We start from the raw sequence: 13,042 nt of genomic DNA on the forward strand, positions 1-13,042 counted from the left end.
GCTGCGCCACGGTGGTCGTCCGCGACCCCGCCCGTGCCGGGCTGCGCGGACCAGTGAGTGTCCGCATCGCTCGTGGCGGCCCGGCACCATGTCCGTATGGCGATCCGTCTGCTGCTCATCTCCGACACACACGTGCCCGCGCGGTCGCGCCGCATCCCCGGCGACGTCTGGCGCGCCGTCGACGGGGCCGACGTCGTGGTCCACGCGGGCGACTGGGTCGACACCGCCACCCTCGACGCGCTGCAGGACCGGTCGGCCCGGCTCGTCGGCGTGCACGGCAACAACGACGGCGCGGACCTGCGCGCCCGCCTGCCCGAGGTGGCGCGGGCCGACATCGAGGGCGTGCGGCTCGCCGTGATCCACGAGACCGGCGCGGCACAGGGGCGTGAGCGGCGCATCGACGCGACGTTCGCGGACGGTCCGCCGGACGTGCTGGTGTTCGGCCACAGCCACATCCCGTGGGACAGCGTGACGCCGGGCGGCATCCGCCTGCTCAACCCCGGCTCGCCGACCGACCGCCGCCGGCAGCCGGAGTGCACGCTGATGACGGCCGTCGTGGACGGCGGCGAGCTGCGCGACGTGCGGCTCGCCGCCGTCGACCGGGAGTCCTGACCCCCGCCGGTGTCAGCGGCGGTCGGTGAGCTCCCAGGCGTCCTCGCCGGACCCCTCGTCGTAGCCGTCGTACCCGTCGTCGTCCCACTGCGGCGGCGCCACGACCTCGGTCTGCCCCTCCCCCGACGCGGCGGCCGCGTCGAACGGGACGTCCGCGGACCCGGCCGGGGCGGCCGGCGCCGCTGCGTACCCGGCCTGCCCCCCGCCGTCGGCGGCGGGCTGCGGCGCGTCCTCCCCGCGGAGCATCGCCAGGGTGCCGGGCAGGTCGTCGGGCTGGACGAGCACGTCGCGGGCCTTCGAGCCCTCCGAGGGGCCGACGATCTCGCGCGACTCGAGCAGGTCCATGAGGCGGCCGGCCTTGGCGAAGCCGACGCGCAGCTTGCGCTGGAGCATCGAGGTCGAGCCGAACTGGCTGGTGACGACGAGCTCGGCGGCCTGGAGCAGCACGTCGAGGTCGTCGCCGATGTCCTCGTCGACCTGCTTCTTGGCCCCGGCCGGCGCGGTGACGTCCTCGCGGAACACGGGGTCGGCCTGGCTCTTCACGTGCTCGACGACGCCGTGGATCTCGCTCTCGCCGACCCAGGCGCCCTGCACGCGCATCGTCTTGCTCGCCCCCATCGGGAGGAACAGCGCGTCGCCCTGCCCGATGAGCTTCTCGGCGCCCGGCTGGTCGAGGACCACGCGGGAGTCGGCGAGCGAGGACGTGGCGAAGGCGAGCCGGCTCGGGACGTTGGCCTTGATGAGGCCGGTGACGACGTCGACGCTCGGCCGCTGCGTGGCGAGCACGAGGTGGATGCCGGCGGCGCGGGCGAGCTGCGTGATGCGCTGGATCGAGGCCTCGACGTCGCGCGGGGCCACCATCATGAGGTCGGCGAGCTCGTCGACGACGACCAGCAGGTACGGGTACGGCGCGAGGACGCGCTCGCTCCCGGGGGGCGGCGTGACCTTCCCGGCGCGGACCGCGACGTTGAAGTCGTCGATGTGCTTGTAGCCGTAGGTGGACAGGTCGTCGTAGCGCATGTCCATCTCGCGCACGACCCACTCCAGGGCCTCGGCGGCCTTCTTCGGGTTGGTGATGATCGGCGTGACCAGGTGCGGGATGCCTTCGTAGATGGTGAGCTCGACCCGCTTGGGGTCGACGAGGACCATGCGTACCTGCTCGGGGGTCGCCCGCATCATCACCGAGGTGATCATCGAGTTGATGAAGCTCGACTTTCCGGAGCCGGTGGCGCCGGCCACGAGCATGTGCGGCATCTTCGACAGGTTCGCGACGACGTAGCCGCCCTCGACGTCCTTGCCGACACCCACGACGAGCGGGTGGTCGGACGCCCGCGCGACGGCCGAGCGCAGGACGTCGCCGAGGGCGACGGACTCGCGGTCGGTGTTGGGGATCTCGACGCCGATCGCGGACTTGCCGGGGATCGGCGAGAGGATGCGCACGTCGGCGCTGGCCACGGCGTAGGCGATGTTGCGCGACAGCGCGGTGATGCGCTCGACCTTGACGCCTGGGCCGAGCTCGAGCTCGTACCGGGTGACCGTCGGGCCCCTCGAGAAGCCGGTGACGGAGGCGTCGACGCCGAACTCCTCGAGCACCTGGGTGAGCGAGTCGACGACGCGGTCGTTCGCGGCGGAGCGCACCTTGTGGGGCGGACCCTGCTCGAGGAGCGCCTCGGCCGGGAGATCGTAGTCGCCGTCGGGCAGGGTGAGCTGCTCGCCGGCCGCCGGGAGGGTGCGGGTCGGCGGAGCCTCGGGGCCCACCCCCTGCTCCGCCGCGGAGGAGCCGCCACCGCCGCCCGCGGCGCCGCCCGCCGCCAGGCCCGCGGCGGTGAGCACGGCGTCGGAGCCTGCCGCGGGGTCGGCGGAGCCGGAGGGCCCGGTGGCGGACACGGCCACGTCGTGCGGACCGGGCCTGCGCACGCGGCGGGCGTTCGCGCGCCGGGGCGCGCCGTCGTCGGACGTCCCGTCCTCGAGCGCGGGGCCGGGCCCGACCTCGGCGGCCTGGTCAAACGCCTCGTCGCCGGCGTACCGGTCGAGCATCTCGGTGCGCTCGCCGTCGCGGCCGCGTCCGCCGCGGTGTCGTCCGCGCCGGGGCGCGTCGTCGTCGGCGGGGTCGTCGGCGTCGTCCTCGCCGTGGCGGCCGGCGGGGGCGTGGCCGGAGATCCAGGCCGCGGCCCGGCGGGTCCGCTCCGGCAGCGCACGGATCGGCGTGCCCGTGAGCACGAGGGCGCCGAACAGGCCGAACAGGACGAGGACCGGGACGGCCCCCCAGGGCGAGAGCAGGGCGTTGAGCGGCGTGCCGAGCACCCAGCCGACCAGGCCGCCCGCGTCCTCGACGCCGGTGAACGAGTCCATCGGGGACGGCGAGCCGGCGAAGATGTGGATGACGGCGGCCACGGCGAGGCCGAGGATCGCGACGCCGATCACGACGTGCGGGCGCAGGTCGTCGTCGGGGTCCTCGGGGTCCTCGCGCCACAGCTGGACCGCGAGCACGACGAGGACGACGGGGACGAGCAGGCCGAGCACGCCGACCAGGCCCGCGACGGCGTGGTGGATGAGCACGCCCGCGAGGCCCGAGAGGCCGAACCACTCGCGCAGGGCGACGACGATCGCGAGCGCGAGCAGGCCGAGCGCGATGGCGTCGTTGCGGAAGCCCGAGGGGATCCCGGACCTGGGCCTCTTCGGGCCGGACGAGCCGTCGCCCGGTCCGGTGCGTCGCACTGAGCCGCCCTCCTTGCCGGTCGATCGTCGGTCGGTCCCGCCGCTGCGCGACGGACCTGCCGTGCCCTTGCCGCCGGATCCGCCGCCGCGCGGGCGCGTGGGACGCGCCGGCGAGGAGGACGCACCGCGTGCCGCCGGGGCCGGCCGTGAGGGGGAAGACGCACGGGTAGCCATCGGGGCCACGATAGCCGCCGCACGGCGCGGGGCCCGAGATCTCGACCCGGATCGCGTGCACGGCACGTCGCCGTCGGTGGGCTCACGACGCCCGGCGTGGGGTGCACTACCCCACCCGAGCACGCACGGGCCGGGCGATGACGCCATATTCTGCTGGCATGTCCCGTCCGCGCCCCTACGACGACGACCTGCGCGCCGACCTCCTCCGGGCCGCAGGACGCGCGCTGGCTGCGGGCGGCGAGAACTCCGTCTCGATCCGCGCGGTCGCCGCCGAGGCGGGGACCACCACCGCCGGCGTCTACGCGCTGTTCGGGTCGCGCGACCGGCTCGTCGCCGAGGTGACCGGGCGGGGCCTGAAGGACTTCCGGGCGCTCATCGCGCGCCGCCGGGTGCACGAGGACCCGCTCGAGGACTTCGTCTCGCTGTGCCACGCCTACCGCCGGGCCGCCCGGGAGATGCCGAACGTGTACCGGGCCTTCGGCGTGCTCGCCGAGCGGCACGGCCAGACCCGGCTCACCGGGGAGCACGGCCCCCACCAGATCATGCTCGCCGTCGAACGCCTCCTGTCCCCGGACACGTCCCCCGAGGAGCTCCACGAGCACGCCGCCACCGTGCTCGCCCTCGTCCACGGACTGGTCCTGCTGGAGATCGACCACGTGCTCACCGGCAGCGAGGAGGACAATGAGGCCAGGTTCGAGCGCGCGCTCGGACGACTCGCACTGACCTCGACGCACGACAGGGAGCACACGTGATCGCATGCCAGGTGGACCACCGATGACCGGGACGACGGACGCCGCGGGCACCGCCGGCGTCACGACCCACGCTGAGGAGGTCGCGGCGCTGCGCGCGATCGGCGGCCGTATCGCGTGGCCCGCCGACGCCGACCTCTACGGCACGTTCATCGCCGAGTCCGACCTCGGCACCGCGCCCGTCGTGCTCGAGGCGTTGCACGATGCCGTGGACAAGCAGCTGTTCGGCTACATCTCACCGGCGCTCACGCGGGCCTGCACCGAGGCGAGCGCCGGCTTCCTCACCCGCCAGCACGGGGTCGAGGTCGACCCGGACCGGGTGCGCCTCCTGCCCGACGTGCTCTCCGCGATGCACCAGCTGGTCAGGCGCCTGCCGGTCGGCGCACGCATCGTGCTGCCGACGCCGGCCTACCCGAGCTTCTTCGGTGTGCCGCCGCGGTGGGGCACCGAGCTCGTCCAGGTCCCCCTCGCCCGCGAGGGCGACGCGTACTCCTACGACCTCGACGCGCTCGCCGAGGCCCTGCGCCCCGGCGACCTCTTCATCCTGTGCAACCCGCAGAACCCGACGGGCCGCGTGCACACGCGCGCCGAGCTCGAGGCGATCGCCGAGGTCGTCGACCGGTGCGGCGCCACCGTCTTCGCAGACGAGATCCACGCCTCGATCGTCCGCCCGGGCCACGTCCACGTGCCCTACGCGAGCATCGGCGACACTGCGGCGGCGCACTCTGTGACTGCGACCTCGGCGTCGAAGTCCTTCAACCTGCCCGGTCTGCGCTGCGCCCAGCTCGTCGCGTCGACCCCCGAGGCCGCACGGGAGTGGGACACGCACGCGGCGCACCTCGCCAAGGAGGTCTCCACCCCCGGGGTCGTCGCGGTGACGGCCGCCTACGACCACGGGGAGGAGTGGCTCGCCGGATTCGTGAAGGAGATGGACCGCCGTCACGACCTGCTCGTCCGGCTCGCGTCCGAGCTCCTGCCGAAGGCACGCGTCTCCCCCGCGGAGGCGACCTACCTCGGCTGGCTCGACCTGCGTGAGTACGGCCTGGGCGACACCCCCGGTCAGGTGCTGCGCCGGCACGGGGTGCTCGCCGCGGACGGCCCGGCGTTCGGCGGCGCGGGCGCCGGGCACGTCCGGGTCTCCCTCGCGACCACGGAGGCGATCCTCACCGAGATCGTCGTGCGGATCGCCGCCGCCTGCGACCCGGCCTAGGTCAGACCTCGGACCCGAGCCGTCAGACCTCGACGACGGTCGGCATGATCATCGGCGAGCGCCGCAGGCGCCGAGAGACCCACCGGCCCACCACGCGCCGCATCGCCTGCTGCATCTGGTGCGTGTCGGCGTTGCCGCGCGCGGCGACCTCCTCCAGGGCGGCCGTGACGTCGGGCAGGATGCCGTCGAAGACGGCGGGCGCCTCCGCCATGCCGCGGGCCTCGATGTGCGGGCCGACCACGACCGTGCCGTGCTGCCGGTCGACCACGGCGAAGATCGAGATGAAGCCCTCCTCGCCGAGGATCCGCCGGTCCTTGAGCTCGGTCTCCGTCACCTCGCCGACCGAGCTGCCGTCGACGTAGACGTATCCGCACTCAACCTGTCCGGCGATCTTCGCGCGTCCGCCGGCGAGGTCGACGACGACGCCGTCCTCGGCGAGCACGACCCGCTCGGCGGGCAGACCGGTGCGGACGGCGAGCGCCCCGTTGGCCACGAGGTGACGGATCTCGCCGTGCACGGGCATGACGTTCTTCGGCTGCACGATGTTGTAGCAGTACAGGAGCTCGCCGGCCGAGGCGTGCCCGGAGACGTGGACCTTGGCGTTGGACTGGTGGACGACCTTCGCGCCGAGGCGCATGAGGCCGTTGATCACCCGGAACACCGAGTTCTCGTTGCCCGGGATGAGAGAGGACGCGAAGATCACCGTGTCGCCCGGTCCGACGTCGACCTTGTGGTTGCGGTTGGCGATCCTCGACAGGGCGGCCATCGGCTCGCCCTGGGAGCCGGTGGCCATGAGGACCCGGTCCTGGGCCGGGATCGAGTCGATGTTCTTCTGGTCGATGAGGACGCCGGGCGGGACCGTGAGGTAGCCGAGGTCGGCGGCGATGCCCATGTTGCGGATCATCGACCGTCCGACGAGCGCGACCCTGCGGCCGTGCAGTGCGGCGGCGTCGAGGACCTGCTGGACGCGGTGGACGTGGCTGGCGAAGGAGGCGACGACGATCTGCCCCTCGGCCTGGCCGAACACCTGGTCGAGGACCGAACCGATGTCCCGCTCGGGTGCGGTGAAGCCCGGCACCTCGGCGTTCGTCGAGTCGGTCATGAACAGGTCCACGCCCTCCTCGCCCAGACGCGCGAAGGCACGCAGGTCGGTGATGCGCCCGTCCAGCGGCAGCTGGTCCATCTTGAAGTCGCCCGTGTGCAGGACGGAGCCCGCGCCGGTGCGGATCATCACTGCGAGCGCGTCCGGGATGGAGTGGTTGACTGCGACGAACTCGAGGTCGAACGGGCCCTTCGTCACCCGCTCGTCCTCGGCGACGACCTGGAGCTGGGGGGTCAGCCGGTGCTCGCGCAGCTTGGCCTCGATGAACGCGAGGGTGAGCCGCGAACCGAGCAGCGGGATGTCGCCCCGGAGGCGCAGGAGATAGGGCACGGCACCGATGTGGTCCTCGTGGCCGTGCGTGAGGACCACGGCGACGACGTCGTCGATCCGGTCCTCGATGTAGCTGAAGTCCGGGAGGATGACGTCGACGCCGGGCTGGTGCTCCTCGGGGAAGAGCACCCCGCAGTCGACGATAAGGAGCTTGCCGTCGTACTCGAAGACCGTCATGTTGCGGCCGACCTCGCCGAGCCCTCCGAGGGGCACGATGCGCATGGCGCCCTTCGCGAGGGCGGGCGGACGGGTCAGCTCAGGATGGGGATTGCTCACCGGCTCATCCTCCCACTACCCGCGCACGCCGTCAGTCGGTTCGCCTGCGCAGCGTGAGGGTGCCGAGCATGAGGACCACCACGGCGAGGGCGGCGACGACGCCGAGATCGGCCCACGTGCCGTCGGCCACGGCCCCGCCCGTGCCCGCCTGCACGCCCGTCATCGCGTCGACGGCGTAGGACATCGGCAGCAGGTCGGAGAGGATCTCCGCCGCGCGCGGCATCGCCTCGCGCGGCACGAACAGTCCGCACAGGAGCAGCTGCGGGAGGATGAGGGCCGGCATGAACTGGACGGCCTGGAACTCGGTCCGGGCGAACGCGGAGACGGCGAGGCCGAGCGCGGTGCCGAGGAAGGCGTCGGTCAGGGCGACGGCGACGAGCGCCCACAGCGGTCCGCTCACCTCCAGGCCGAGCAGGCCGACGGCGAGCGCGATGACGAGCCCCGCCTGGACCACGCAGACGGCGAGGAACGCGAGTGCGTAGCCCACCAGGATGTCTCCCCGGCCGGTCGGCATGGCGAGGAGCCGCTCGAGGGTGCCGGCGGTCCGCTCGCGGAGCATCGTCACCGAGGTGACGACGAACATGACGATGAACGGCATGATCGCGATGAGGCTCGGGCCCAGGCGCTGGAACGTGGCACCGTCTCCGGCCTCCCCGAACACCCACCGCAGCAGGGCCAGGAGCAGGCACGGCACGAGCAGCATGAGCGCCACCGTCCGCGGGTCGCGACGCAGCTGGGTGAGCACGCGGCGCGAGACGGCGATCGTGGTCCCGGGGGTCACGCCGCCGCCTCCTCGACGAGCGCGAGGAACGCGTCCTCGACGGTGGCCGTGCCGGTGCGCTCCCTGAGCCCGGCCGGGGTACCGGTGGCCAGGAGCACGCCGTCGCGCACGAGAGCGATGCGGTCGCACCGCTCGGCCTCGTCCATCACGTGGCTCGAGACGAGCAGGCCGGCGCCGCCCGCGGCGAGCTCGCGGAACGTCTCCCACAGCGAGCGGCGCAGCACCGGGTCCAGGCCGACCGTCGGCTCGTCGAGGACGAGGACCGGCGGCCGGGACAGTAGGGCGGTGGCCAGCGAGACGCGGCCGCGCTGACCGCCGGACATCGAGCCGACCACCTGGTCGGCGGCCCCGGTGAGGCCGACGGCCGCGAGCGCCCGGTCGACGTCGTCGCGCCCGGCGCCGAGGACGGCCGCGAAGAAGGCGAGGTTCTCGGCCGCCGTGATGTCGTCGTAGACGGCCGGGGCCTGGGTGACGTAGCCGATCCGCCCCCTCAGGTCGGCGCCCCCGGCGGGGCGGCCGAGCACGTCGAGGCGTCCGGTCACGCGCCGCTGGACCCCGACGACGGCGCGCATGAGCGTCGTCTTCCCGCCGCCGGACGGGCCCAGGAGCCCGAGGATCTCCCCCGCGCGCAGCTCGAGGTCGACACCGCGCAGGACCTCCTTGCCGCCCCGGACGACCGACAGGCCCTCGGCCTCGACGACGACGTCGCCCGGGCCCGGCCTCCCGTCCCCGTTCCCGCCACGGCCCGACCTGGCCGTCCGACGCCCCGACCTGCCCTGCCCGGGTCCCGTCCCGCGCGCCGCTCCGCGCCCCGACCTGGCCGCCCCACGCCCCGTCCTCGTCATCGCGCACCTCCAATGATCAACGCTTGTTGACGTGACGGTACGCCTCGCCGCCACGCAGGTCAACGCTCGTTGATCTACAGTGGGACGATGGCCCGCCGCACCGCGCAGGAGAACCGCACGACGATCCGCGCCGCCGCCCGGGAGCTCTTCGCCGAGCAGGGCTACGACCGGGCGACGGTCCGGGCGATCGCCGCCCGGGCCGGCGTCGATCCCGCGGTCGTCATCCGCTCGTTCGGGTCGAAGGCGGACCTGTTCGCCGCCACCGTCGACGTCGAGCTCGGCATCGACCTCACCGGCGACGCCCCCACGACGCCCGATGAGATCGGCGAGCTCATCGCCCGCCACGTGCTTCGGCGCTGGGAGCAGGACGACGTCCTCCTCGTCCTCCTGCGCACCGCGGTCGAGCACGAGCCGGCGCGCGACCGGCTCGTCGAGGTGATGTCCGGCCAGGTCGTCCCGATGATCCAGCGGCTCGGCGTGCCCGCCGACGAGGCCCGGCTCCGCGCGACCCTCGTCGCCACCCAGGTGATCGGGCTCGCGATGGTGCGTCTGGTGGCACGCGTGGAGCCCCTCGCCTCGGCGAGCCACGACGACGTCGTCCGGTGGCTCGCGCCCACGTTCCAGAGGTACCTCACCGACCCGCTGTGAGCGCCGCGCGCACCGCACGCCGAACGGCCTGGGGGCCTCGCCGTCGTGGGGGGCACTACCGGGCGGTACGTCACCGGAGTCACGCTGCCCGTCGACGCCGGATACACGATCAAGCACTGACCTGCGCGGCGACCCCGGCCCGGGCACGGACGGTGCCCGTCCAGCGGTGCGTCTGCTCGGTGCGTCTGCGCGGCGCGTCTGCTCGGTACGCCGGCAGCTCAGGCCGGGAGGTACCCCTCCGCCTCGAGGGTGGCGCGCAGCTCGGCGACCTCCGCCTCGGTCGCGCCGACGAGCGGGAGGCGCACGGTGGGGTGCGGGATGCGCCCCCGCAGGTGGCTGGCGTGCTTCGACATGACGGCGCCCTGGCCGGTGCCCATGATCGCCGCGACGAGCGGCTTGACCCGGTGGGCGACGGCGCGCGCGCCCGGCAGGTCGCCGGCGTCGACCTCGCGGACCATCTCGACGTACTTCGCGGCGGCCACGTGGCCGACCACGGAGACGACCCCGGACGCCCCGTGGGCGAGCCACGCGAAGTTGAGCGCGTCGTCGCCGGAGTAGTACTCCAGCCCGGTGCGGGACATCGTCTCGAAGCCGGCCGGCACGTCGCCGGTGGCGTCCTTCACCGCGAGGATCTGCTCGTGCGCGGCGAGCCGGTCGAGGGTCTCCGGCTCGAGGCGCACGCCGGTGCGGCCGGGGATGTCGTAGACCATCACCGGCAGGTCGGTCGCCTCGGTCACGGCCACGATGTGCTGGTAGACGCCCTCCTGCGAGGGGCGGTTGTAGTACGGCGCGACGACGAGCAGGCCCTTGGCGCCGGAGCGCGCGGCGCCCTCGGCGATGCGTACCGCGTGCGCGGTGTCGTTCGAGCCGGCGCCGCCGATGATCATCACCCTGTCCCCGACGGCCTCCGTGACCGCCCGGACGAGCGCGTCCTTCTCGGGCTGGTGCGTCGTGGGCGACTCGCCCGTGGTGCCGTTGAGCACGAGGGCGTCGCACCCGTCCTCGACGAGGGCGACCGCGAGCGAGACGGCCGCGTCGACGTCGAGCTCGCCGTCGGGCGTGAACGGGGTCGCCATGGCGACGGACACCGAGCCGAAGCTGCGCGAGGGGTGGTAGGGCATCGTCATGCTGGAACGGTACCCGCGGCGGTACCCGGACGGCGGGAGCGCCGGGCTGAGCGCCGGGGCCCGATCTCACCGGCGACCACCGTCCGGCAGCCGCGCCGGCACGTTCGTGCTGATAACTTGGCCGACGTGACAGCAGCTTCCGCGGCCTCCTGCGCCGCTGTGACCAGGACGTCCCGCTAGCGGCGGGACGTCCCACCTCCTTACCTCGAGACGTCCAGCCGCTTCGTGATCAGACCGGAGCGGCACCTTCGTGCTGCTCGCACCCCCTGAGCAACGGAGTACCTGGTGACGTCACCACTTCCACCTTCACGCGGGCACGGCCCGTCCCCGGCACGCGCCTGGCTCGTCCTGTGCGCGATGTCGATGCTGCAGTTCTTCATCGCGGTCGACGTGACCGTGGTCAACATCGCACTGCCGTCGATCGGCGACGAGTTCGGTGTCGACGCTCGTGCCCTGACCTGGGTCGTGGTCGGATACACGGTCACCGGCGGCGGCCTGCTGATGCTGGGTGGCCGGCTCGGCGACCTGCTGGGCCGACGCCGCACGCTGCTGGCGGGCACGACCCTCTTCGGTGCCGCCTCGCTGCTGGCGGGGCTGGCCCCGTCCTTCGGGTGGCTGGTCGGCGCGCGCCTGCTCCAGGGCGCCGGCGAGGCGATCGCCCTTCCGGCGGCGATGGCCACCATCGTGCTGATGTTCCCCGAGGGGCCGCGCAGGTCGCGTGCGCTGAGCGTGTGGGCAGCCGTCGCCAGCTGCGGCCTCGTGCTCGGCCTCGTCCTGTCCGGGATCATCACCGCCCAGCTGGGCTGGCGGTGGGTCTTCCTCGTCTCGGTGCCCTTCATCCTCGTGGTGCTGGTGGCCGCGCTCGGCCTGGTCGAGCGCGACCGTCCCGTGTCCCGCGGCGCCGGGTCGATGGACGTCCCCGGGGCCGTGCTCCTGACCGCCGGCCCCTTGCTGTTCACCCTGGGGGTGATCGAGGCGGGCGAGCCCGGTGCACCCGCGTGGGTCGCTCCGGCAGCCCTGGTCGGGGCGGTGCTGGCCGGTCTCGCGTTCGTGCGGGTCGAGATGCGTTCGCCCGACCCTCTGCTGCCGCTGTCGTTCTTCGCCCACCGCGGCCGTGTGGCAGCGAACCTGACCACGATGCTGCTCAGCGGTGCGTTGTCGACCTCGTTCCTGCTGTTCACGTTCTATCTGCAGGACCGACTCGGCATCGGGCCCCTGGGCGCCGGCCTGACGATGCTCCCGCTGGCGGTCGCGCTCATCGTCTTCGCCACGCTCGTGCCCCGGCTGCTGGGCAGGTGGGGAGCGCGCGCCTGCGTGCTGGCCGGCCTCGGCCTGACCGCGGCCGCGATGGTCGTGATCGCCACGGTGGCGGCGGTTGATGCCGGTGCGGCGCCGACGGTCCTGGCGATGCTGCCGATCGCCGCGGGCATGGGCCTCGGCCTCGTGGGCCTGCAGTACGTCGCGGTCAGCGGCGTGACCGACGACGACGCAGGGACAGCCTCTGGAGTGCAGCGTGCGGCCGACCAGCTCGGCGGCTCCGCCGGCGTGGCGGTCTTCGTGGGCATCGGATTCGCGCCCGCGCTGCACGGCGGCGACCCGTTCGTGGTCGCCACAGCGCTGGCCGGGCTCGGCCTCCTGGTCGGCGCGCTGGTCGCCTGGCGGATGCCCGGACCTGCCACGGCCGTGCCGGCGCAGGAGGGGTGACGCGTGACCTCATAGGGTGGTTCGGTGAGCGACCACCACGACGACGTCCTGTCCTCCCTCGCGGCGGGCCGCACGCCCGAGGGGCTGCCGACGACCTCCCGCGGCGGGCCCGACGTGTCGGTACGGCCGACGATCCCCGCCGACGCCGACGACCTCGGCGCCATCCACACCACCACCATGCGGGCGGCCCTGGCGGCGGGGGCCGGGATCGCGGCCGACGACGAGGCGCTGTCCGTCATCGACCCCGGCGACCTGGCACTGGCCTGGGCGAACGCCGCCGCCGTGACCGAGCGCGGTCACCACGTGCTCACGGCTCTCGATGGCAAGGACGTCGTCGGGCTGGCGGCGATCGCCCCGGCCGCCCCGGCGACGCAGGACGAGGCCGAGCAGGCGGCGCAGGCTGGCGACGCTGCGCAGGCGGGAGACGCGGCGCAGGCGGCACAGGCGACACAGGCCGACGAGGCGCCGTCCGAGGCACTTCTGGCGGCGCGGCGCGGGACCCTGCTCGAGATCCTCGCCCTGGAGATCAGCCCAGGCGCCGAGCGGGTGGGGCACGGGTCCAGGCTCCTGGCGGCGTGCGCGGACCTCGCGCGGGACTCGGGCGCGACCGCGTTGTCGATCTGGGTGGTGCGCGGCGACGATCCTCGGCAGCGGTTCCTCGACGCCGCGGGCTTCGCGCCGACGGGCCGTCGCAGGGAGATCCCGGTCGGTTCCGCCGAGGCGGTCCAGGACGAGTGGTGGGCGACCCTCGGCAGCTGAGTCAGCA

11 protein-coding genes are annotated in these 13,042 nt (G+C 73.9%); 6 read left to right on the forward strand and 5 right to left on the reverse strand.

Translation table 11 applies throughout. The features are described from left to right. Nucleotides 1-102 precede the first annotated feature (102 nt). Nucleotides 103-612 (forward strand): metallophosphoesterase family protein, encoded by a 510-nt coding sequence (locus AC24HA_RS12715; RefSeq protein ID WP_487563637.1) that lies wholly within the window; start codon nt 103-105, stop codon nt 610-612. 12 nt (nt 613-624) lie between these two features. Here AC24HA_RS12715 and AC24HA_RS12720 read toward each other — a convergent pair whose 3' ends face one another. Further along, a complete protein-coding gene (locus AC24HA_RS12720; RefSeq protein WP_487563515.1) occupies nt 625-3,504 on the reverse strand; it encodes a DNA translocase FtsK in 2,880 nt (959 codons plus the stop codon). 158 nt (nt 3,505-3,662) lie between these two features. Between AC24HA_RS12720 and AC24HA_RS12725 the strand changes: the two genes are divergently transcribed. After that, nucleotides 3,663-4,256 carry a TetR/AcrR family transcriptional regulator gene (locus AC24HA_RS12725; RefSeq protein WP_425708741.1) on the forward strand — a complete coding sequence of 198 codons (594 nt, stop codon included), beginning with the start codon at nt 3,663-3,665 and terminating at the stop codon, nt 4,254-4,256. Nucleotides 4,257-4,278: 22 nt separating this feature from the next. Next, on the forward strand, nt 4,279-5,463 hold the full coding sequence (locus AC24HA_RS12730; protein ID WP_425708742.1) for a MalY/PatB family protein: 1,185 nt from the start codon (nt 4,279-4,281) through the stop codon (nt 5,461-5,463). Between the two features lie 22 nt (nt 5,464-5,485). Here the strand turns inward: AC24HA_RS12730 and AC24HA_RS12735 are convergent, their stop codons facing one another. The 3 genes from AC24HA_RS12735 to ccmA all read right to left on the reverse strand — a co-directional run bounded on the left by AC24HA_RS12735 (nt 5,486) and on the right by ccmA (nt 8,797). Further along, complete coding sequence (locus tag AC24HA_RS12735) at nt 5,486-7,117, reverse strand: ribonuclease J (RefSeq protein WP_463648697.1); 1,632 nt, start codon at nt 7,115-7,117, stop codon at nt 5,486-5,488. A gap of 85 nt (nt 7,118-7,202) precedes the next feature. Beyond that, a complete protein-coding gene (locus AC24HA_RS12740) occupies nt 7,203-7,952 on the reverse strand; it encodes an ABC transporter permease (RefSeq protein ID WP_425708744.1) in 750 nt (249 codons plus the stop codon). Next, the gene (gene ccmA / locus AC24HA_RS12745; RefSeq protein ID WP_425708745.1) at nt 7,949-8,797 is read right to left on the reverse strand and encodes a heme ABC exporter ATP-binding protein CcmA; all 849 of its coding nucleotides are present in this window, start codon (nt 8,795-8,797) and stop codon (nt 7,949-7,951) included. The genes AC24HA_RS12740 and ccmA overlap by 4 nt, the downstream gene beginning before the upstream one ends. Before the next feature lie 87 nt (nt 8,798-8,884). Between ccmA and AC24HA_RS12750 the strand changes: the two genes are divergently transcribed. Beyond that, entirely contained in the window at nt 8,885-9,445 is a 561-nt protein-coding gene (locus tag AC24HA_RS12750; RefSeq protein WP_425708746.1) for a TetR/AcrR family transcriptional regulator, read from the forward strand. Nucleotides 9,446-9,663: 218 nt separating this feature from the next. Here AC24HA_RS12750 and dapA read toward each other — a convergent pair whose 3' ends face one another. Continuing rightward, nucleotides 9,664-10,566, reverse strand: coding sequence for a 4-hydroxy-tetrahydrodipicolinate synthase (dapA, locus tag AC24HA_RS12755; RefSeq protein WP_487563638.1), 903 nt, complete (start codon nt 10,564-10,566; stop codon nt 9,664-9,666). 363 nt (nt 10,567-10,929) lie between these two features. On the opposite strand from dapA, the gene AC24HA_RS12760 reads away from it, so the two are divergent. Beyond that, a complete protein-coding gene (locus tag AC24HA_RS12760) occupies nt 10,930-12,276 on the forward strand; it encodes an MFS transporter (RefSeq protein ID WP_425708748.1) in 1,347 nt (448 codons plus the stop codon). A gap of 24 nt (nt 12,277-12,300) precedes the next feature. Next, nucleotides 12,301-13,035 (forward strand): GNAT family N-acetyltransferase, encoded by a 735-nt coding sequence (locus tag AC24HA_RS12765; RefSeq protein ID WP_425708749.1) that lies wholly within the window; start codon nt 12,301-12,303, stop codon nt 13,033-13,035. Nucleotides 13,036-13,042: the final 7 nt, after the last annotated feature.

The organism is Georgenia sp. Z1491 (genome assembly GCF_057652395.1).

What these genes read in the sequence shown, in the direction of transcription:
- AC24HA_RS12725 (WP_425708741.1), top strand. Translation starts at nt 3,663, where the DNA reads ATGTCCCGTCCGCGCCCCTACGACGACGACCTGCGCGCCGACCTCCTC.
- AC24HA_RS12730 (WP_425708742.1), top strand. Translation starts at nt 4,279, where the DNA reads ATGACCGGGACGACGGACGCCGCGGGCACCGCCGGCGTCACGACCCAC.
- AC24HA_RS12750 (WP_425708746.1), top strand. Translation starts at nt 8,885, where the DNA reads ATGGCCCGCCGCACCGCGCAGGAGAACCGCACGACGATCCGCGCCGCC.
- dapA (WP_487563638.1), bottom strand. Translation starts at nt 10,566, where the DNA reads ATGCCCTACCACCCCTCGCGCAGCTTCGGCTCGGTGTCCGTCGCCATG.
- AC24HA_RS12735 (WP_463648697.1), bottom strand. Translation starts at nt 7,117, where the DNA reads ATGCGCATCGTGCCCCTCGGAGGGCTCGGCGAGGTCGGCCGCAACATG.
- ccmA (WP_425708745.1), bottom strand. Translation starts at nt 8,797, where the DNA reads ATGACGAGGACGGGGCGTGGGGCGGCCAGGTCGGGGCGCGGAGCGGCG.
- AC24HA_RS12720 (WP_487563515.1), bottom strand. Translation starts at nt 3,504, where the DNA reads ATGGCTACCCGTGCGTCTTCCCCCTCACGGCCGGCCCCGGCGGCACGC.
- AC24HA_RS12760 (WP_425708748.1), top strand. Translation starts at nt 10,930, where the DNA reads ATGTCGATGCTGCAGTTCTTCATCGCGGTCGACGTGACCGTGGTCAAC.